Consider the following 20,610-nt stretch of genomic DNA (forward strand, 5'->3'; position numbering starts at 1 on the left):
GCCTGTCCTCGGCGCGGCCATCCAGATATAATCGATTAATTTCTGAGCAATACCTACCCATGCAGCTGTTTCGCGGTCTCCATCATCTCGATGCCCTGCCCAAGGGCTGCGTTGCCACCATCGGCAACTTCGACGGGGTTCACCTGGGGCACCAGGCCATCCTCGCGCGGTTGCGTGAGCGGGCGGCGGAGCTCGGTGTGCCCAGTTGCGTGGTGATCTTCGAACCGCAGCCGCGTGAATTCTTCCTGCCCGACGTGGCGCCGGTACGCCTGACCCGCCTGCGCGAGAAACTGGAATGCTTCGCGCGCCTGGGCGTGGACAACGTGCTGTGCCTGAACTTCAATCGCCGGCTGCGCGAGTTGTCTGCCGAGGCCTTCGTCCGGCAGGTGCTGGTGGAAGGCCTGGGGGTGAAACACCTGGAGATAGGTGACGACTTCCGCTTCGGCTGCGATCGCGCCGGCGACTTCACCTACCTGAACCTGGCTGCCCGCGACCACGGGTTCACCCTGGAGGCCGCCACCACCGTCGAGCTGGACGGGCTGCGGGTGAGCAGTACCCTGATCCGCAAGGCCCTGGCCGACGGCGATCTGGCCCTGGCCGCGCGCATGCTGGGCCGGCCCTACAGTCTCTCGGGGCGGGTGTTGCACGGCCAGAAGCTGGCGCGCCAGCTGGGTTGGCCCACGGCCAACGTTCAGCTCAAGCGGCGCCGCCCGCCACTGCGGGGCGTCTTCCTGGTCAGCAGCCTGATCGATGGGCGGGTGGTACCGGGCGTGGCCAATATCGGCCAACGGCCAACGGTGCAGGGCGATGGCCGTCCGCACCTGGAGATCCATCTGCTGGACTTTGCCGGCGACCTCTATGGCCGCCATCTCAGCGTGACCTTCGTGCAGAAGGTCCGCGACGAACAGAAATTCGCCTCTCTGGAGGCCCTCAAGGCGGCGATCGAAGCGGACGTCGCCACGGCCCGCGCCTTCTGGCAGGGGCAACCGTCAACGAGCCTGGACTGACATGACCGATTACAAAGCGACGCTCAACCTGCCGGAAACGGCATTCCCGATGAAAGCCGGCCTGCCGCAGCGCGAGCCGGAAGCGCTCAAGCGCTGGCAGGACATCGACCTGTACGGGAAGCTGCGCGCCATCGGCAAGGGCCGTCCGACCTTCATCCTGCATGACGGTCCGCCCTATGCCAACGGCAGCATCCACATCGGTCATGCGCTGAACAAGATCCTCAAGGACATCATCACCCGCTCCAAGACCCTGGCCGGCTTCGATGCCCCCTATGTGCCGGGCTGGGACTGCCATGGCCTGCCCATCGAGCACAAGGTGGAGACCACCTTCGGCAAGAATCAGCCGGCGGATCTGACCCGCGAGCGCTGCCGCGCCTATGCCAGCGAGCAGATCGAAGAGCAGAAGGCCGGCTTCGTCCGCCTGGGCGTGCTGGGTGATTGGAGCAATCCCTACCTGACCATGAACTTCGCCAACGAGGCCGGCGAGATCCGCGCCCTGGCGGAGATAGTCAAGAACGGCTTCGTGTTCAAGGGCCTCAAGCCGGTCAACTTCTGCTTCGACTGCGGCTCGGCCCTGGCCGAAGCCGAGGTGGAGTACCAGGACAAGCGTTCCGACGCCATCGACGTGGCCTTCCCGATCGCCGATGCCGACAAGCTGGCAGCCGCCTTCGGCCTCGGTGAGCTGGCCAAGCCCACTGCCATCGTCATCTGGACCACCACCCCCTGGACCATCCCGGCCAACCAGGCGCTCAACGTGCACCCTGAGTTCACCTATGCGCTGGTGGACGTCGGTGACCGCCTGCTGCTGCTGGCCGAAGAGCTGGTGGAAAGCTGCCTGGCGCGCTACGGCCTGCAGGGCGAGGTGATCGCCACTGCCCCCGGTACCGCCCTGGAGCTGATCAACTTCCGTCACCCGCTGTACGAGCGCCTGTCGCCCATCTACCTGGCCGAATACGTCGAGCTGGGCGCCGGTACGGGCATCGTGCACTGCTCGCCTGCCTATGGCGAAGACGACTTCCGCATCTGCAAGCAGTACGGTCTGAGCAACGACGACATCCTCAATCCGGTGCAGAGCAACGGCGTCTACGCCGAGTCGCTGCCGCTGTTTGGTGGCCAGTTCATCTGGAAGGCCAATCCGGTCATCGTCGCCGCCCTAAAAGAGGCGGGCGCCCTGCTCAAGCACGAGACGATCAACCACAGCTACATGCACTGCTGGCGCCACAAGACGCCGCTGATCTATCGCGCCACCGCCCAGTGGTTCGTTGGTATGGACCGGGCCGCGTCAGGCAAGCAGCCCAACGAGGGCGCCACCCTGCGTGAGCGCTCCCTGGCGGCCATCGAGCAGACTCAGTTCGTTCCGGCCTGGGGCCAGGCGCGGCTGCACGGCATGATCGCCGGCCGGCCCGACTGGTGCATCTCGCGCCAGCGCAACTGGGGCGTGCCCATTCCCTTCTTTACCCACAAGGCAAGCGGCGAGCTGCATCCGCGTACCGTCGAACTGATGGAAGAGGTCGCCCAGCGCGTCGAGCGTGAGGGTATCGAAGCCTGGTTCAAGCTCGATCCCGCTGAACTGCTCGGTGACGAAGCCGGCCAGTACGACAAGAGTCGCGATACCCTCGACGTCTGGTTCGATTCCGGCACCACCCATTGGCATGTGCTGCGCGGCTCCCACGCTGAGCTCGGCCATACCCAGGGTCCGGTGGCCGATCTCTACCTGGAAGGCTCCGACCAGCACCGTGGCTGGTTCCATTCCTCTCTGCTGACCGGCTGCGCCATCGACGGCCATGCCCCCTACAAGGAATTGCTGACCCACGGCTTCACCGTGGACGAGCAGGGTCGCAAGCAGTCCAAGTCGCTGGGCAACGTGGTCGCCCCGCAGAAGGTCATCGACAGCCTGGGCGCCGACATCCTGCGCCTCTGGGTCGCTTCCACCGACTACACCGGCGAGATGGCGGTCTCCGACCAGATCCTGCAGCGCAGCGCCGACTCCTATCGCCGCATCCGCAACACCGCGCGTTTCTTGCTTTCCAACCTCTCCGGCTTCGATCCGGCGGTCAATCGGGTCGCTCCCGAGGACATGATCGACCTGGATCGTTGGGCGGTGGATCGCGCCCTGCTGCTGCAGAAGGAAATCGAGCAGGCCTACGCCGAGTACCGTTTCCTCAACGTCTACCAGAAGGTGCACAACTTCTGCGTGCAGGAGCTGGGTGGTTTCTACCTCGACATCATCAAGGATCGCCAGTACACCACTGGCGCCGATAGCCTGCCGCGCCGCTCCTGCCAGACCGCGCTGTACCTCATCGCCGAGGCGCTGGTGCGCTGGATCGCGCCCATCCTGTCCTTCACCGCCGACGAGATCTGGCAGTACCTGCCGGGCGAGCGGGAAGAGTCGGTAATGCTGACTACCTGGTACGACGGCCTCTTCGCCCTGCCCGAAGGCGCGACCCTGGATCGCGCCTATTGGGATCAGGTGATGGCGGTCAAGGCCGCGGTCAACAAGGAGCTGGAGAACCAGCGCGCCGCCAAGACCCTGGGTGGCAGCCTGCAGGCGGAGATCACCCTCTATGCCGACAGCGCCCTGCAGGCCGTGCTGGAAGCCCTGGGCAACGAACTCAGGTTCGTGCTCATCTCGTCCCAGGCCGCTGTCCAGCCGCTGGAAAAGGCTCCGGAAGGCGCCGTGGCCAGCGAACTGAGCGGCCTCAAGCTGGTGGTCCGCAAGTCCGAGGCACCCAAGTGCGCCCGCTGCTGGCACCACAGCCACAGCGTCGGCCAGGATGCCGCGCACCCAGAGATCTGCGAGCGCTGCGTAACCAACGTCTACGGTGCCGGCGAGGTGCGCGAGCATGCGTGACGCCTCGCGTTTCGGTGCCTTGCCCTGGTTGGCCCTGAGTGTGCTGGTGATCCTGCTGGATCAGCTGACCAAGCTCTACTTCCAGGCCAACCTGTCGCTCTACCAGCAGGTGCCGGTGATTCCGGACATCCTCAGCTGGACCCTGGCCTACAACCCGGGCGCCGCCTTCAGCTTCCTGGCCGATCACTCCGGTTGGCAGCGCTGGTTCTTCGCCGGCATCGCGGCGGTGGTGAGCGTGGTCCTGGTGGTCTGGCTCAAGCGCCTGCGCAACGACACCTGGACCGCCATCGCCCTGGCCCTGATCCTCGGTGGCGCGCTGGGCAATCTCTATGACCGCCTGGTCCTGGGCCACGTCATCGACTTCATCCTGGTGCACTGGCGCCAGGAGTGGTACTACCCGGCCTTCAACCTGGCCGACAGCGCCATTACCGTCGGCGCCGTGATGCTGGCCCTGGACATGTTCCGCAAGAAAAAGCCCGAGGAAGCCCATGGCTGAGATCACCATCGGCCCGGATACCCGGGTCACTCTGCATTTCGCCATCAAGCTGCAGAATGGCGACGTGGTGGACAGCACCTTCGACAAGGCGCCGGCCACCTTCACCGTCGGCGATGGCAACCTGCTGCCCGGTTTCGAGCAGGCGCTGTTCGGCCTTGAGGCCGGCGCTAAGACCAGCCTGACCATCCCGCCGGAGCGCGGCTTCGGCCAGCCCAACGACGGTAACCTGCAGACCATGACGCGCGACGACTTCAGTGACATGGAGCTGTCGCCAGGTCTGCTGATCATCTTCAGCGACGCCGCCGGTGGCGAGATGCCCGGCGTGGTCAAGAGCTTCGACGACGAGCAGGTGGTCATCGACTTCAACCACCCGCTGGCCGGCCGTGTGCTGACCTTCGACGTGGAAATCCTGGCCATCGAGCCTGCCGTCTCCCATTGATCCAACGCCGCCCGTGAAGCGGGCAGAGGAGCCTATGCAGATCAAGCTCGCCAATCCCCGCGGCTTCTGCGCCGGCGTGGACCGCGCCATCGACATTGTCGACCGGGCGCTGGACGTCTTCGGCCCGCCTATCTATGTGCGTCACGAAGTGGTGCACAACAAGTTCGTGGTCGACAACTTGCGTGCCCGTGGCGCCGTCTTCGTCGAAGACGTGGCCGACGTACCAGATGACGTCATCCTCATCTTCAGCGCCCACGGCGTCTCCCAGGCCGTGCGCCGCGAGGCCGCCGAGCGTGGTCTGAAGGTGTTCGACGCCACCTGTCCGCTGGTGACCAAGGTGCACATGGAAGTGGCGCGCTATAGCCGCGACGGCCAGGAGTGCATCCTCATCGGCCACGCCGGGCATCCGGAAGTGGAGGGCACCATGGGTCAGTACGATGATCGTGCCGGTGGTGCCATCTATCTGGTGGAAGACGAGGAAGACGTGGAAAAGCTCGAGGTACGCAACCCCGAAGCCCTGTTCTACGTCTCCCAGACTACCCTGTCGATGGACGACACCCGCAAGGTGATCGACGCCCTGCGCGCCAAGTTTCCCCGCATCAATGGCCCGCGCAAGAACGACATCTGCTACGCCACCACCAACCGCCAGGACGCGGTAAAGACCCTGGCGCTGGAAAGCGACGTGGTGCTGGTAGTGGGCAGCCCCAGCAGCTCCAACTCCAATCGCCTGCGCGAACTCGCCGAACGCCTGGGCACCCCGGCCTACCTCATCGATGGCGCCGAGGATATGCAGCAGAGCTGGTTCGAAGGTGTACAACGCATCGGCGTCACCGCCGGCGCCTCGGCTCCCGAGGTGCTGGTGCGCGGCGTTATCGACCGGCTGCAGAGCTGGGGCGCCACCAGCGAAGTGGAGCTGGAAGGCGAGCCGGAGAACATCACCTTCACCCTGCCCCGGGAGCTCAGGGTAAAGGCGGTATAGGACGTCGCTGGCGCCCTAGCGGCGCCAGCAGTCGGCGGTAGTGGCGCCCGTGCCTGTCTGGCCTTTGAGGCCGGTATTGGTAAGCGTTAGATTGCCACACTTATCGTTGGCCATTACCCCCGAGCTGTTCGGCGTCGCCGTGGCGGTATAGGACGTGCCGGCGTTTCCGACCGTAATCGTGAAGGTGTAATTGGTTCCTGTAGGGTAGGGCGGGGCCGGGTTGTCCGGCACATCCGTCTGCCCGGCCGTCTTCGAATAACGCCCCGTCCCCGTGTAATAGCGTTCCATGAATTGCGACAGCTGCATAAGCGTCGCCTCGGCATCGGCCCGATTGCCCTTGCGGATGTGTTCCATATAGGACGGGTAGGCAATGGCGGCCAGAATGCCGACGATGGCCACCACGATCATTACTTCGATGAGGGTGAAGCCCCTTTGCAGGGGCTTGGTAGATTTCTTCATCGCTAATTCCTGACCTCTCGCCAAGACATTCGTCCGGAGGTGCGGCTGCCCTGCGGAATGACACTGCATTTTATCCCGCCATTGGCTTGAGAAACGCAGATCGTATCGGTTCCCGATTGAGTGTCGGTAGGTTGGTTGCCCAAAAAGACGCCTTTAGAGGCTCCCCCCTCATTGAGCACCCCTGACGCCGGTATCGACAGGTTGCCCTGGGTAATGTAATCGCTGGCGTTTAGCTGACCGTCTTTATTGAGATCAAAGTAGCTGTAGCTGAACCGGCTACCGTTCAGTGCATTGACCGCCATGACCCAACTGGTACCGCCCCCCGTACAGGGGTCGCTAGAGGGTGTCATGCTGGTGAAAACGACCGCCCCGCCGTGCAGTGAGGCCTTGGCTATCACCCTTTCACCGGTCAAGGCGCCTGTGCCTCCTTCCGCTGCTTTCCAGGTCAAATTCATGAACCAGCCTGCCTGCCCTGAGCCAAGAGCGAAATTGCTCGTTGCTCTTGCCTGGCTCGTGCCTACCGTTCCCTGGGCGATGATTCGCTGTTCGAGCAACTGATCACGGGTGACCGTCTGGCCCCGGTCGATGATGGCGTAAAAGCTTTCCAGACGTGGCTGGGCGGGGATGATGTTGTCGCCCACTCGATAATAGCTACCGGTACCGAAGAGGATGATGGCTTTGCCGTCCGTATTAAGCGCCGCACTAAGAGGAGCGGTAATGGGCTGTGGAATATTGCCATAGCTTGAGCCGGTGGTTGCGGTAAATAACGGAGTGGTGGGAGTCTGCCAATTGTTTGGGTCGGTGCTGGAAATATCGAATTTCCACAGATTGCCGACTGTATCGCCCACATAGAGAGAGTCGGCCATGCGATCGTTGTTCAGGTCGACGGCCAAAGGGGCGCCTAGCCCGCCCGTAGTCGTCAAGGTGAAATCCTTGAGAACTTGACCGTTACTCGCATCCAATATCCATACTTTGCCGCTGGTTAGGTCGCCATCGCTGAAGCCGCTGGTGATGATGACACCAAATTTGCCATTGGGTAGGGCAACGATAGCTGGCTTCTGAATAGGGTAATGCATGTCGGGAGAAGAAAATTCCCAGAGTACATTGGTACTGGCCATTTGGCCGTTACTGGGTAGGTCTAACGCGAACACGGAGTTGCCACCAGCACCCGTGGTACCCACTAGCAGAGTGTGCCAGCCACCGCTGTAATAAACATCGGAGGAAGCAGCAGGACCGTCGACGTAATACTTGTGGCTATAGTCCTGTCGAGTCAATTGATACAGGTTGCTCAGGACTCCTCGAGGAACATAAGCGAAGAGCTCATTGCCGCCCGAGGTGCCGAGGCTGGCATCGAACACGTGCAACATGCCGTCGTTGGCACCGACGGCCACCATAGGGGTACGGCTCGCATTGCCTGTACGAAACGTTATGTAGGCATCACCACCGCCCATAGCATCCGGCAATAGGTTGTAACCGTAATCCGGTTGCCCAATGTACAGGGGGTCGGAATTGACGATATCACCTAGACGGCTGGCCCTCTTGCGCAAGGGGCTCGTGGCAACGGTTTCTTGAGTGCGATCACCCTGCAGATACTCCAAGCGTCGCTGACCTTCGGCGTCGCTGGCCAAGGTACCGTCCCCATTATCACGTAATGCTGCCTTTGCATCGGCGTCTAGGCTAGCCCACTTGAAGGCGAGGCCTCCGGTTGCCACTAAGCTTCCATTAGTAGGTGCACTTATCGTGAAGATATGATTGGCACGCGAAGTTAAATCTTGGGTATCCAGTTTGGCTGCGGCGTTCCAAGTGCTAGTCGCGCTCAGGGTACCGTCTTGATTGAATGCCCGGGCAACCAAGTCGCCGCTCCAGTATTTGGGGCTGAAACTGGCCTGGAACAGGGCCGCGCCAGTATTAAGTTCGGTACCACTGGCCCCGAGTGCAGTACTGGTGGTGCTGGTTTCACTGGCGATCTGGGCGAAGGCTTTCTTCAAGCTGGTCGTCATGGCTTGAGCATCGCTGGCCACGAAGAAGTTATCGGGTCTTTTGTCCCCCGTTGCTAGGATGTCACCGCTAGTCCACCAGAGGTTGTCGGTAATGCTGGCGCTGGTGGCGTTACTCGAAGAAAAGTTCTGAGGAACGCTGAAGCCGCCGTACTTCGCGGCTAGCCAATACTGGTTGCTTGTGCGCCCGGCCAGTGTTTGGTTCTCACGCACATCCATCCAGTAGGTGGAAATTATCTGGCTGCCCGTAAGATCGCTGCGTTGGTCGTTAGTATGAGCGTCGTAGGCAAGACCGGCGATATAGGCAGAGTTGCCGCGGCCAGTGAAGGGTGTGTTGATCGTGATCCCTTCGAGCGATGCGACTTTCTGAGTGGCGGTTTCCACGTTAAGCGTATTGTCTGCAGCAACCTCTGCAGGCATCGCGGGCTCCCCGCCAGATGAAGTGTTCCCGCCTGGAAGATTCTTGTCGTCCCAGGTGTTGGTATCGCCGATGCCGAGAATCACGTTTTTCTGGCAGGAGTAAGTGATAGGGTCATCCCATCGAGTGACCACGGGAAAGCCGTCAGCCTGTGCATAGCGGCTGGTAGGATCATCTCCCGTAAGATTGCTATAGGCAGAAACGTTGCCTTGATGCTTGAAGTAGCGAAGGGCTGTGTAATAAAGCTCGCTAACCGGGTCATAGCTCTTCAGGGCACGATAATTATTTTGATTGTCATAGGGCATTGAGCCGAATTTATTCAGGTAATTTAGGACGCCACTATTGGTGATTCCAGTGGTGTTTGGCGTATCACTGGCCTCCGTTGGGTTGGGGTTTATATTTTGGATGCCAGTCGTGGCACTCCATTCGGCAAGGGGGTTGGTAGTCTGGTCTGGATTAAGAGGGGCAATAAATTTTTGTTTGGCGCGCAGTACCCCGCCATCTCGAAGTTGGTTTGAATCATTTAGGTAGCTGAATACTGAATAACGCAGTCTGTCGGAGTATTGCTGCAGTAGGCCTTCAGGTTTATAGTTCGTGGCGGAGTAGCGCTTGCAGTTGCTTTCTAGTCCAATGTTTGGGTCGCACACCTTTACTTGAATGCGAACTCTGTAGACGCTGTATCTTGGTTGTTGATTGTTGTTGTTTGGATAGTAGTCTTTATTTAACGTGTTTCCATTCCATTGGCCTGATGTGTCGTTGGGGTTGAAGTCTGTCCAGACACTCTGCATTTCTCCTTGGGAGCCACCGCCGCCAATCCGATCATTCCAATAGGAAAACAGCATGTCAAAGCCTTGGCCTTGAAGGCGAACATAAAGGCGGTCCCAAGTGGCTGCGAACGGAGTAGCTCCAGCAATCTCAGATTGAGGGATCAATCCTTGGTTGGAGTTGAGACGGTTGCCCGCATCGTTTTGACCATCGTGTCGGGCCTTCTGCAAGACAGTCAGACTTGTAGTGTCTCTGACGCGTGCGCCTCCCGTGAGGGCGCTACGAAAAGGGTCGATGGTAGGCGTCGCAACCCAATTGAGAAAATTACCGCTCCATTGTTTGGTACCAGTGCATTGACGGTTGGTGGCGGTAGAATTGGGTTGGAACCAGCTATTGTCTAAGTTAGAAGAGCCCGAGGGGCCGCCTGCGTTGGCGTAGGTATATAGGTAGCATTTGTTGGAATCGAAATAGCCACTATAGGTATTGGCAGAGCTATAGCTGCCTAAGTTGGCCACTGATAGCACGGTTGGCCACTCTACGGACGGTACCAGAGCGAGACTGCCCGGGATGTTGCCCCCGGTTGCCAAGGGCGTCTGAGAAACTGGCGGTTGAACGGCTTGGACGAGCGGGGTCAGAACCAGGCCGGCCAACAAGCTCAAAGGACGGAGGTAATCATGGAATGCGGAAGATCGATACATGAAATGCTCTCCGAAACCTAACGCCTGATATAGAGGGTGCTTATGTTGACGGTTGAGCTGGTAGTGGGTGTCGCGCTGATGCCCTGAGAGGCATCCTGAGCGGCGCCCTGACCACGACTGGTGATACGTATGACGCTAACCTTGCTAGGCTCCGTTGAGTCGATGCTTTCGCCTGCGGCTACAAATCTGACGCCTGGCAGTGGGACTAGACTGTAGGTCGCGGGCTGTAGGTCTGTCGGGTTCAGGGTGGTTGTCTGCGCAGTGGTCATTCCTTGCAGCTGTGCGACGCTGATACTCTTCAGCTGGACTTCCGCCGCTCGCTGCGCCATCTCCGCGGCCTGGAAGGCTTGGCTTTCGTCGCGCAGGTTACCGGCCATGCGCTCCTCCAGCGTGGTTCCACGCATGCTGCCCAAGGCCAGTAAGGTCAGCAGTAGGAGCATTACCAGGGTAACGATCAAGATCGCGCCGCGCTGGGATGAGGGAACGGGATTCATGGCAGGTGGTTTCGCAGGCTGACGGTCAGGGTGAATACCTGAGCAAGGCGGCCGTTGGGTATGGTCACCACGGCATTGTTGAAGAGCACCTGTTGATCAGGTGCGACGACGTTGGTGGCATTGCTGACCGCAATCAGGCTTATCTGGGCGGCGATCACGCTCTGCCAATCCGTGATGGTGCTTGCATCCTGGTAAGCCTGGCCGTTGGCGGCAAGGCCCACTTGACCGCTGGACTGGCCCACTGCATAGCGGATCTGCAGTTGTTGGATGCCTCCAACTAACTCCTCTGCAGGCTGATTAGGCGCGTAATAGACCTGTCTCCAGAGCGAGGGAATCCCCGCACCATTGTCCCGCAGATAGTAGACCGCGCTTTGGTAGAGCAGCAGATGAGCTGTGGTGCGGTATTGGCGGCCAAAACTTTGGCCTCCTCCCACAGATACGTTACTGTCGGTCGGCCCACTTTGGTTGGCGAACAAGAAGCAGGCACTTGGATCGTCAATGACCAGGAGCCTGTTCTGTGGTAACCCAGTTGCACCAGTGGTGGAAATCTGAGATGTAGTCGATCCATTGATAACCACACCAGTTGGTGCGTCCGCTGCGTGTTTGAGCAGTATCACATCGGAACCATTGGCCCGCGCGTTGAATATGGAAGTCAGCCACGCGGGCGTATTGGCTGGATTCTGTGCGTTACTCGCGGTGCTCCAACCTTGGATTCCCGCGCCCATGACGAGGCGAAGATCGTCTTGGCCGTTGGCTTGTTGAGTGAGCGTCGTAGGCAGAGGCTTTAGGGGACTCAGGCACTCACCTCTATAGCCCGCATTGCGTAGATCATAGGCGAGGAACTCGAGCGCAAAACGTCCGGACTCCTGTACCTGAGACAGTGCTGCGTTAGTCAGGTAGGTACGTTTGGATGAGAGGAACAGTTGGAGCACGCCTCCCATCAACAGCAACCCGAGCAGTAAGGCGATCATCAGTTCGATGATGGAAAGTCCGCGCTGAGCTTTAGCTGAGACTCTCCTCATAGCTGAGTCCTGTAGGTGAAGCGCTCAAGGCTACTGTTACTGCTTGCAGGGTTGTTGCAGGTGTCATTTGTCGCCGCCACGGCCTGAGCCGATTTGATGGCTGCTCGGCGATCATTCCAGCAGACGATGACAGTGACATTGTTTGTGTTATCAAGGCTAAGACTACCCGTGCCCTGAGGAAGAGTTAGAGCAAGGGCGTTCAACCAGCCGTTGACATCTTGCTGGGCGACGGTGCCAGCTATTGTGTTGTTACCGTTCGAGGTCGGAAAACTGACCGAATAGCTGCTGCGATTAGCCAGGGCCGCAACGCGGTTCGCGCGCATACGATCAACTATGTCATTGGCCAGGATAGTGGCTTGAGAGCGGAAGTAGGCCCCTTGATTGCTCTGGACACTGATGGTCTGCAAACCTGCCAGGCCAAGCAATCCGATGGCGAGTATGAGCATGGCAACCAGCACTTCGATCAGCGTGGCGCCGTTTTGTCGCCTGGGTCCAGTCATGGGCAGCCACCTGCGCTAACCGTGGCGTTGCCAGTCGTACTGACCTGGATGGTACGGCTGCACGTGGATGAGGTCGTTATGGTGAATGTCGCCTGGGTGCCGCCTGCAAGCGTGGTCAGGCCGTTACCCTGATAGGTCATGCCAGCATTGGGGCCCAGAAGAGTACCGCCACTGATTGGTTCCCAGGTCCGTAATACGGTGTTGCCCTGCATCAGGAGCCAGCCGGACGACCAGTCCGTACCGTTTACGCAGTTGCTGCTGCCTGTCGTGCTACGACACAGTACGACGTTGGTTCTCCGCTTGAGGGCTTCGGAACGAGCGATTTGCAGGGTTCCTAGCAGCTCATTACTTAGAACAGCTGCACGATTGCTTTGCAGCATGCGGGTAAAGGAAGGCGCAGCAATGCTGATCACGATCGCCAAGATGGCGATCGCTACCATCGTTTCGATAAGAGTGAAACCGTACTGGGTACGCATCGTCGACTTCACCATGTTGGGGTTCGTAGCATGGGGGATTCTGTGGCTCTGGAGTAGCGGGCTACGGACGTCCGGTCGAAACAGGAACGTGTCTGGTACGCGGGTTTAAGCGCAGCGGTCGCTCTCGCGGAGATTCGCCGGTTCGATCCGTCCCGCTTTGTTCAGGACGAGGCGGGCCAGTGGAGTGTCGCCTCGGCAGAGGATGAAACTGCCATTCAGTGAGTCGGTGGTGCCGTTGCCCAGGAAGGTGAGATGGGGCTGGGTGCGGAAGTTGTTCCAATACCAGTGCAGGCCTTCCGGCAGTTCGCTGACCAGTAGCGTCGCCTCTTCGGCGGACTGCTGCCCATCACGATCGAGATCGGGGAAGACGCGCGTCGCGGCTGACCAGCGACTGGTGGCTTCGCAGGCAGCCGCTGGCGCATGGCAGATGGTGACGCTGCCTTTCCTGGTGATGGCGGCGGTACGGGCGAAGTTGACCGTTTCCCTCAGGTGGTCGATGGCGATCTGCTGGCGATTACGTTGCAGCAGTTCGCCGAACGCGGGCGCCGCCAGCGCCGTGACGATGCCGAGTACACTGAGACAGCTGAGCAGTTCGAAGAGGCTGACGCCTCGTGCGTTGCGATATGCCATGTCGACGTCCTTGCGTGATCTTCCGGCCTTCCTGGCCGAAGAAGCGATTTAATGACGGCGTGCTGGCGAGTCAATTCCCAGGTGCTAGAGGTGTGACGTGAGTTTCGATGTGGCTGTGGTAGGGGCCGGTGCCATTGGCTTGTTGTCGGCCTATCACCTGTCCTTGAGCGGTCGGCGGGTAGTGTTGGTGGAGCGGGGCGAGCCTGGGCGGGAGGCGTCCTGGGCGGGTGGCGGGATCGTCTCGCCGCTCTATCCGTGGCGCTATCAGCCGGCTGTGACGGCGCTGGCGCACTGGTCGCAGGATTTCTATCCGGTGCTGGGCGAGCGCCTGCGGCAGGAGACGGACATCGACCCGGAGGTCGAGGTGACCGGCCTGTACTGGCTGGATCTGGAGGACGAAGCCGAGGCACTGGAGTGGGCGCGGCGTAATGTCAGGCCGCTCTCGTCGGTGTCGATGGACGAGGTGCGCGGCCGGGTACCGGTACTGGGGGCGGGCTACGAGCGCGCGGTGTTCATGGCCGGGGTGGCCAACGTCCGCAATCCGCGCTTGGTGCGCTCCCTGCGCGAAGCCTTGTTGCGCATGCCGAACGTGACGCTATTGCGCGAGTCGCCGGTGACCGGCTTCCTGCGCCAGGGCGAGCGTGTAACGGGGGTGCAGACGGCGCGCGAGGCCATCCATGCCGAGTCTGTGGTGGTCTGTGCCGGAGCCTGGAGTGGCGAGTTGTTGCGCACCCTGGGCCTGGCGGTGCCGGTGAGTCCGGTGAAGGGGCAGATGTTGCTCTATCGGCAGCCAGTGGGTTATCTGAGCAGCATGGTGCTGGCCAAGGGGCGCTACGCCATACCTCGTCGCGATGGTCATATCCTGATCGGCAGCACCCTGGAGCATGCCGAGTTCGACAAGACGCCGACGGCCGAGGCGCTGGCCAGTCTGCAGGCCTCGGCGATCGAGTTGCTGCCGGCGTTGTCTGGTCAGGAACCCGTGGCGCATTGGGCCGGCTTGCGACCGGGGTCGCCGGATGGCGTACCCTTCATCGGCCCGGTGCCGGACCTGCCTGGGCTCTGGCTGAATTGCGGTCACTATCGCAATGGCCTGGTGCTGGCACCGGCGTCCTGCCAGTTGCTCACCGACCTGCTCACCGCGCGCGCGCCCACCATCGATCCGGCACCCTACGCACCAGCGGCGCGGCTGACGCTGGGCTGATCAGTCGATGCCGAGCTTCTTCAGGCGATAGCGCATGGAGCGGAACGACAGACCCAGGCGTTCTGCCGCAGCGGTACGATTCCAGCGGGTTTCCTCGAGCGCCTGCATGATCAGCTGGCGCTCGATGGATTCCAAGTGGTCCTCGAGGTTGTCGATGTTGGCCAGACTGGCCTCGCCGTTGGTGGTCGCGGCCGGCGCGTCGGCCAGCCGCAGGTCGTTCGGCCGGATGACGTCACCCTCGCAGAGGGTGTAGGCGCGTTCCAGCATGTTTTCCAGCTCACGGACATTGCCCGGGAAGCGGTAGCTCTTGAGTTTGGCCAGGGCATCCTCACTCAGCGTTGCCGCAGCCAGCCCGGAATCGCGTGCCAGGCGTTCGAGCATGTGGTTGGCCAGCGCGCCGATGTCTTCACGGCGCTCGCGCAGGGCCGGTACCTGCAATTCGATGACGTTGAGGCGGTAGTAGAGATCCTGGCGGAAGTTGCCGGCGGCGACTTCGGCGGCCAGATCCTTGTGGGTGGCGCTGAGGATGCGCACGTCGAGGTTGATCTCCTGCTGGCTGCCCACCGGGCGCACGGCCTTTTCCTGGATGGCGCGTAGCAGCTTGACCTGCATCGGCAGCGGCAAATCGGCTACCTCGTCGAGGAACAGGGTGCCGCCATGGGCAGCCTGGAACAGGCCCTGCTTGTCTTCGATGGCGCCGGTGAAGCTGCCCTTGCGATGACCGAAGAATTCGCTCTCCATCAGCTCCGAGGGGATGGCACCGCAGTTGACCGGGACGAACGGCTTGCCAGAGCGGGGCCCCTGTTCATGGATCAGGCGCGCCACGCGCTCCTTGCCGCTGCCCGATTCACCGCTGATGTAAACCGGCGCCTGGCTGCGCGCCAGCTTGGCGATCTGGGTACGCAGGGCCTGCATGGGGGGCGACTCGCCGAGCAGTTGCGTCTCGCTGGAACCAGCGGCCGGACTGGCAGGGCCGGACAGGCGCAGGGCGGTACCCACCAGCTCGCGCAGGCGCGGCAGGTCCACGGGCTTGGTGAGGTAGTCGAAGGCACCGGCCTTGAGCGCCTGGACGGCGGTTTCCAGGCTGCCGAAGGCGGTGATCATGGCCACCGGCAACTGTGGCAGGCGCTGCTGGATGAACTGGATCAGCTCGAGGCCGGAGCCATCCGGCAGGCGCATGTCGGTCAGGCAGAGGTCGAAGCTTTCCCGTTCGAGGATGGCGCGCGCATCGGCGATGTTCTTGGCGCTGGCGGTATCGAGCTTCATCCGGCCGAGGGTGATTTCCAAGAGTTCGCGGATATCGGGTTCGTCATCGACGATCAGGACTTTCTGTCTGGCCATGCTCAGCTCATTGTGCGGGGATGGGCGAAGGTGATGCGGAAACAGCTGCCGCTCGCCAGGGGATGATAGCCAAGTCTGGCCTGGTTGCTTTCGCAAAGCTCACGGGAAATGTACAGCCCTAGCCCGGTGCCCTTGTTCTCCGTAGTGAAGAAGGGCTCGAAGAGGTGATCGAGCTGTTCGGCGGCGACGCCCGGGCCGTCGTCTACCACGTCGAGAATGGGCAGGTCGCTCTCGGGATCGCGGTACACGCTGAGCCAGACCTGACCGGTGACGCTGTAGCGCAGGCCGTTCTGCACCAGGTTGGTGAGGATCTGCCCCAACTGGTGAGGGTCCATGTGGGTCTGCAGGGTGCCGGGTTCGGTCTTGACGTGCAGCGTCTGGCCAGCGGGCAGGGTAGGGCGCAGCTCGCCAGCGAAACGGTGGGCCCAGTAGCGCAGGTCGATCAGTTGGGGGGCCGACTGGCGCCGCCGGGAAAGCTGCAGGACGTTTTCCACCACCCGGTTCATCCGCCGCGACTGGTCCTGGATGATCTGCGCCAGGCGCCGGTCTGGCGTGGTCAGCTCCTCGGATTCTTGCAGCAGTTGCGCCGCGTGGCTGATGGCGCCCAGCGGATTGCGGATCTCGTGGGCGATGCCTGCCGTCAGGCGGCCGAGGGAGGCGAGCTTGAGCTGCTGTGCCTGCTGGGCGATGCGCGAGACATCTTCGAGAAAGGTCAGGATGCGCTCGCCCTCGCCCTGTTGCAGGCGGGCGAAGGTCGGCTGCAAGGAGGGGCCATTGGCATAGGCGCGCAACGTCGCCGGGCGGATGCTGGGATTGCGTTCCCACTCCTCCAGACGCTGGGCCAGACCCGAGGTCAGCGGGGTGATGGCGGTATCGTCGTCGACCCCGAGCAGGCGGCGGGCAGCGGGGTTGGCCAGCAGCACCCGGTACTCGGTATCGAACACCAGGATGCCGGTGCGCATCCGCTCGAGGATGAGGGCGTTGAGCGCTTCCAGTTCGGCCACGGCGGTGGCCCGCGTCTCGGCCAGGGCCTGGCTGTCCAGCAGGCGCCGGACCAGGCCCTGGACCAGCAGTGCGGTGGCGAAGCAGAGCGTGCCCAGGCCGGCGGCCTGGACGTAGCCGCTGCCACCATCGCCACGGCGCAGGTCCAGATAGCCGGTCGCGAGCAGCAGGGCGATGGCCGCCAGCGCGGCGATGAGCAGGCCGCGCCGCCCGCGGATCAGGACGTTGGAGACCCCTACCGTCACCACCAGCAGGCTGCCCATGCCGCTGGCGATCCCGCCTGCCAGGAAGAACAGACCGCCGAGGGCGAGGATATCGAGCAGCGCCAGGGCGAAGGCATGGCTGCGCCAGTAGCGCTGGCTCAGCGCCAGGACGACGTTGATGGCGAGATAGGCCCAGCTGGACTGGCGGAACAGCTGGCCGTCCACCGTGCGCAGCCACTGCTGGTCCAGATCGCTGGAGATCAGCACCACCAGCGCCAGGCCGATGACGATGCGATAGAGGTGATAGAGCCGCAGGACTGCCTCGGCTCTCAGGAGGCTCGCGTCAGTTTCGCGGCTCATGCTGCAACCGGCGATGTTCGGCGCTGCAGTACCAGCGTTGGTGGTCGCCATCGGGCAGTGCGCGCTCCTGGGGCACATGGACCCCGCAATGGGCACAGCGCACCATGGGATTGGGCGGCAGTGGCCGGGCCTTGGTGGTCTGCGGCTGTGTCTTGCCGCGCCACCAGCGTCTGACCATCCAGAACAGCGCGCCCAGCAGGACGAGCCACAACAGCAGGCGAAGCAGACCCATGGATGATCTCGCGGCGTAAATGATGGGGCAGTTTAGCAGGGCGGCCCGGCGCCGGGAGCGCGCCGTGCGGCTGCGATTGTCCGGCTTGGCCGCATGCGGGAAAATGCCGCGATCAACCGGGCAAGGAAGTATGCATGAGTCAGCTGCTGAACGTCGTGATGGCGCAATTGAACCTCAAGGTGGGCGACATCCATGGCAACGTCGAGCGCATCATCGCGGCGGCCTGCGAGGCCCGCGACCAACTAGGAGGCGATCTGATCGTCTTTCCCGAGCTGTCGTTGTGTGGCTATCCGCCCGAGGATCTGCTGCTGCGTTCCAGCATGCAGCGGCGCATCGAGCAGGGCCTGCAGCGAATTCGCGCGGAAGTCGCCGGCATCCATGTGCTGGTGGGCTTTCCCTGGCAGGAGGACGGGCGGCGCTACAACGCCTGCGCGGTCTATCGCGATGGCGCCGAACTGGCCTTCTATCGCAAGCAGCAGTTGCCCAATTACCGGGTGTTCGACGAGAAACGCTATTTCGAGCCGGGCGACAGCGCTGCGGTGTTCGATTATCAAGGCGTACCCATCGGCGTCACCATCTGCGAGGACATCTGGTTCGCCGAGCCGATGGCCAAGGCGCGCGCCGCCGGGGCGCGGCTGATGCTCAATCTGAACGCCTCGCCCTTCCACGGCGGCAAGCAGCCCGAGCGCGAGGCGGTAGTGGCCGAGCGGGCCCGGGAGGGTGGCATGCCGGTGATCTACGTCAATCAGGTAGGAGGGCAGGACGAACTGGTGTTCGACGGCCATTCCTTCGTGGTGGATGCGACCGGCCAGGTCACCCAGCGAGCGCCGGCCTTCGTCGAGGGTCTCTATCCGGTGATCGTCGATGAGGACCTGCAACCGCAGCCGGCCGAACTCGCCCCCGTCGCCTCGCTGGAGGCCAGCGTCTACGACGCCCTGGTGCTCGGCGTGCGCGACTACGTGCGCAAGAACGGCTTCAAGGGCGTGGTGCTGGGCCTGTCCGGCGGGATCGACTCGGCGCTGGTGTTGGCAGTGGCCGCGGATGCCCTGGGCGCGGAGCAGGTGGAGGCGGTGATGATGCCCTACCACTACACCGCCCAGATCAGCCTGGAAGACGCCGAGGCCGAAGCCCGGGCGCTGGGCGTGCGCTACAGCGTGCTGCCCATCGCGCCCATGGTCGAGGCCTTCCAGCAGACCCTGGCCGGTGAATTCGCCGGACTCGGGCGGGATACCACCGAGGAGAATCTACAGGCGCGCTGCCGTGGCACCCTGTTGATGGCCATTTCCAACAAGAAGGGCTATCTGGTGCTGACCACCGGCAACAAGAGCGAGATGGCGGTGGGCTACGCGACCCTCTATGGCGACATGGCTGGGGGCTTCGACGTACTCAAGGACGTGCCCAAGACTCTGGTGTTCCGCCTGTGCGAGTACCGTAATCGTGGGGGCGTGGTGATCCCCCAGCGGGTGATCGACCGGCCGCCGTCCGCCGAGTTGTCGCCGGACCAGAAGGATGAGGACTCGCTACCGCCCTATCCGGTGCTCGACGAGATCCTGCGTCTGTACGTCGAGCAGGACCTCTCGGCGGTGGACATCGTCGCCGCCGGCTTCGCCGAGGAAACGGTGCGCAAGGTGCTGCGCCTGGTGGATCTCAACGAGTACAAGCGGCGCCAGGCCGCGGTCGGTGCGCGGGTGACCCAGCGCGGGTTCGGGCGGGACCGGCGCTACCCGATCACCTCGGGCTGGCGCATCGGCGACTGAGCCCCTTTTGCGCCGGGGCTCACGCCTCGGCACAAAAGGGCGCAACGAAAAAGGGGAAGCCGATTGGCTTCCCCTTTTCATATCCCGTCCGGGATCAGTCGAACAGGCCGAAGGTCAGGCGGCTGAACCAGGAGCGCTTGGCGGGCGCGGGCGTTGCGCCGCCGGCCTTCTCGGCTTCCGCCGGGTCGACGATGCGCAGCTCGGGCGCCAGGTTGTCACGCTCTTCCTGGTACTTGCGCTGGATGTCCTGGCTGGCGCGGGTCTCGCCGGGCGGCAGCGGATCGTTCGGGCGATCGATCAGGCCCAGGGTCGCGCGAGTCAGCCAGGAGCGCTGCTCGTCCTTGTCGTCCGGTTCGCGCAGCTGGAACTCGCCGTTCTTCAAGCTGACGTTGTCCGGATAGTTCAGCTTCAGGGTTTCCAGGCTGGAGGCCGCCAGGTCGTTCAGCCCCATGTGCTGGTAGGCTTCGGTCATCAGCGCCAGGCCATCGCCCACGGACGGGGTACCCTGGAAGTTCTCGACCACGTAGCGACCCCGGTTGGCGGCGGCGACGTAGGCCTTGCGGGTTAGGTAGTAGTGGCCGACGTGGATGTCGTAGGCCGCCAGCAGATTGCGCAGGTAGACCATGCGCGCCTTGGCGTCAGGGGCGTAGCGGCTGTTGGGGAAGCGGCTGGTGAACTGGGCGAAGTCGTTGAACGAATCGCGCGCGGCGCCCGGGTCACGCTTGGTCATGTCCAGCGGCAGGAAACGCGCCAGCAGGCCGCGGTCCTGTTCGAAGGAGGACACGCCCTTCATGTAGTAGGCGTAGTCGACGTTGGGGTGTTGCGGGTGTAGACGGATGAAGCGATCCGCCGCCGTGCGCGCCGCCTCGGGCTCGCCATTCTTATAGTTGGCGTAGATCAGCTCGAGCTGGGCCTGCTCGGCATAGCGACCGAAGGGATAGCGCGACTCGAGGGCCTTCAGCTTGCTGATGGCGTCGGTGTAGCTGCTGTTGGAGATATCGCGCTGAGCCTGGGTATAGAGCTCGCCCTCGGGCAGGTTCTCCGGAACCTCGGGTGCTTTCGAGGAGCAGGCGGCGGTGAGGACTAGGCTGGTGACCAGCAGCAGGTGCTTCAATTGCATGGCGGCTTGGATTCCCCGAAACGGTCGGCGGTGCAGGGATGAGGGCGGAGAGCTCTCACCTAGCCTGTGACGGGGCCGGAACCGTCCTGTTATGATGATCGACCCGGAATGCCGGGGCAAAAAAGTCGCCGTATTTAACCACAGGGTCGGGCCGATTCCAAAA

The 20,610-nt window shown here is 62.4% G+C and carries 18 protein-coding genes; 7 read left to right on the top strand and 11 right to left on the bottom strand.

Annotated features, from left to right (window positions below):
* Window positions 1-59 precede the first annotated feature (59 nt).
* Genes ribF through ispH form a run of 5 tightly spaced genes read left to right on the top strand, consistent with a single transcriptional unit; the run spans window position 60 to window position 5,772 of the window.
* On the top strand, window positions 60-1,007 hold the full coding sequence (ribF, locus tag QZ471_RS22120; RefSeq protein ID WP_295467921.1) for a bifunctional riboflavin kinase/FAD synthetase: 948 nt from the start codon (window positions 60-62) through the stop codon (window positions 1,005-1,007).
* Window position 1,008: 1 nt separating this feature from the next.
* The gene (ileS, locus tag QZ471_RS22125; RefSeq protein ID WP_295467924.1) at window positions 1,009-3,858 is read left to right on the top strand and encodes an isoleucine--tRNA ligase; all 2,850 of its coding nucleotides are present in this window, start codon (window positions 1,009-1,011) and stop codon (window positions 3,856-3,858) included.
* Window positions 3,851-4,354 carry a signal peptidase II gene (gene lspA / locus QZ471_RS22130; protein WP_017640851.1) on the top strand — a complete coding sequence of 168 codons (504 nt, stop codon included), beginning with the start codon at window positions 3,851-3,853 and terminating at the stop codon, window positions 4,352-4,354. Before ileS ends, lspA begins: the two co-directional genes overlap by 8 nt.
* Window positions 4,347-4,793 carry an FKBP-type peptidyl-prolyl cis-trans isomerase gene (gene fkpB / locus QZ471_RS22135; protein WP_295467928.1) on the top strand — a complete coding sequence of 149 codons (447 nt, stop codon included), beginning with the start codon at window positions 4,347-4,349 and terminating at the stop codon, window positions 4,791-4,793. The genes lspA and fkpB overlap by 8 nt, the downstream gene beginning before the upstream one ends.
* A 34-nt stretch (window positions 4,794-4,827) precedes the next feature.
* On the top strand, window positions 4,828-5,772 hold the full coding sequence (ispH, locus tag QZ471_RS22140; protein WP_295467930.1) for a 4-hydroxy-3-methylbut-2-enyl diphosphate reductase: 945 nt from the start codon (window positions 4,828-4,830) through the stop codon (window positions 5,770-5,772).
* 15 nt (window positions 5,773-5,787) lie between these two features.
* Here ispH and QZ471_RS22145 read toward each other — a convergent pair whose 3' ends face one another.
* The 7 genes from QZ471_RS22145 to QZ471_RS22175 all read right to left on the bottom strand — a co-directional run bounded on the left by QZ471_RS22145 (window position 5,788) and on the right by QZ471_RS22175 (window position 13,231).
* Entirely contained in the window at window positions 5,788-6,231 is a 444-nt protein-coding gene (locus tag QZ471_RS22145; protein WP_295467932.1) for a type IV pilin protein, read from the bottom strand.
* 2 nt (window positions 6,232-6,233) lie between these two features.
* Entirely contained in the window at window positions 6,234-10,109 is a 3,876-nt protein-coding gene (locus QZ471_RS22150; protein WP_295467934.1) for a PilC/PilY family type IV pilus protein, read from the bottom strand.
* Between the two features lie 17 nt (window positions 10,110-10,126).
* On the bottom strand, window positions 10,127-10,603 hold the full coding sequence (locus QZ471_RS22155) for a PilX N-terminal domain-containing pilus assembly protein (RefSeq protein WP_295467936.1): 477 nt from the start codon (window positions 10,601-10,603) through the stop codon (window positions 10,127-10,129).
* Entirely contained in the window at window positions 10,600-11,625 is a 1,026-nt protein-coding gene (locus tag QZ471_RS22160) for a PilW family protein (protein ID WP_295467938.1), read from the bottom strand. The genes QZ471_RS22155 and QZ471_RS22160 overlap by 4 nt, the downstream gene beginning before the upstream one ends.
* Window positions 11,622-12,125: a type IV pilus modification protein PilV gene (gene pilV / locus QZ471_RS22165; RefSeq protein ID WP_295467940.1), complete on the bottom strand. Its 504-nt coding sequence runs from the start codon at window positions 12,123-12,125 to the stop codon at window positions 11,622-11,624. Before pilV ends, QZ471_RS22160 begins: the two co-directional genes overlap by 4 nt.
* Window positions 12,122-12,616, bottom strand: coding sequence for a GspH/FimT family pseudopilin (locus QZ471_RS22170; protein ID WP_295467942.1), 495 nt, complete (start codon window positions 12,614-12,616; stop codon window positions 12,122-12,124). Before QZ471_RS22170 ends, pilV begins: the two co-directional genes overlap by 4 nt.
* Before the next feature lie 90 nt (window positions 12,617-12,706).
* The gene (locus tag QZ471_RS22175) at window positions 12,707-13,231 is read right to left on the bottom strand and encodes a GspH/FimT family pseudopilin (RefSeq protein ID WP_295467944.1); all 525 of its coding nucleotides are present in this window, start codon (window positions 13,229-13,231) and stop codon (window positions 12,707-12,709) included.
* A gap of 97 nt (window positions 13,232-13,328) precedes the next feature.
* On the opposite strand from QZ471_RS22175, the gene thiO reads away from it, so the two are divergent.
* Complete coding sequence (thiO, locus tag QZ471_RS22180) at window positions 13,329-14,432, top strand: glycine oxidase ThiO (protein WP_295467946.1); 1,104 nt, start codon at window positions 13,329-13,331, stop codon at window positions 14,430-14,432.
* On the opposite strand, the gene QZ471_RS22185 is transcribed toward thiO, so the two are convergent.
* Genes QZ471_RS22185 through QZ471_RS22195 form a run of 3 tightly spaced genes read right to left on the bottom strand, consistent with a single transcriptional unit; the run spans window position 14,433 to window position 17,570 of the window.
* A complete protein-coding gene (locus QZ471_RS22185; RefSeq protein WP_295467948.1) occupies window positions 14,433-15,773 on the bottom strand; it encodes a sigma-54 dependent transcriptional regulator in 1,341 nt (446 codons plus the stop codon). It lies immediately after the preceding gene.
* 2 nt (window positions 15,774-15,775) lie between these two features.
* Window positions 15,776-17,338: an ATP-binding protein gene (locus QZ471_RS22190; RefSeq protein ID WP_295467950.1), complete on the bottom strand. Its 1,563-nt coding sequence runs from the start codon at window positions 17,336-17,338 to the stop codon at window positions 15,776-15,778.
* Complete coding sequence (locus QZ471_RS22195; protein WP_295467952.1) at window positions 17,322-17,570, bottom strand: PP0621 family protein; 249 nt, start codon at window positions 17,568-17,570, stop codon at window positions 17,322-17,324. Before QZ471_RS22195 ends, QZ471_RS22190 begins: the two co-directional genes overlap by 17 nt.
* 134 nt (window positions 17,571-17,704) lie before the next feature.
* On the opposite strand from QZ471_RS22195, the gene QZ471_RS22200 reads away from it, so the two are divergent.
* Complete coding sequence (locus tag QZ471_RS22200; RefSeq protein ID WP_295467954.1) at window positions 17,705-19,327, top strand: NAD+ synthase; 1,623 nt, start codon at window positions 17,705-17,707, stop codon at window positions 19,325-19,327.
* Between the two features lie 94 nt (window positions 19,328-19,421).
* Here the strand turns inward: QZ471_RS22200 and QZ471_RS22205 are convergent, their stop codons facing one another.
* Window positions 19,422-20,447 (bottom strand): outer membrane protein assembly factor BamD, encoded by a 1,026-nt coding sequence (locus QZ471_RS22205; RefSeq protein WP_295467956.1) that lies wholly within the window; start codon window positions 20,445-20,447, stop codon window positions 19,422-19,424.
* Window positions 20,448-20,610 lie beyond the last annotated feature (163 nt).

Source organism: uncultured Pseudomonas sp. (genome assembly GCF_913774235.1).
Classification (GTDB): Bacteria; Pseudomonadota; Gammaproteobacteria; order Pseudomonadales; family Pseudomonadaceae; genus Chryseomonas.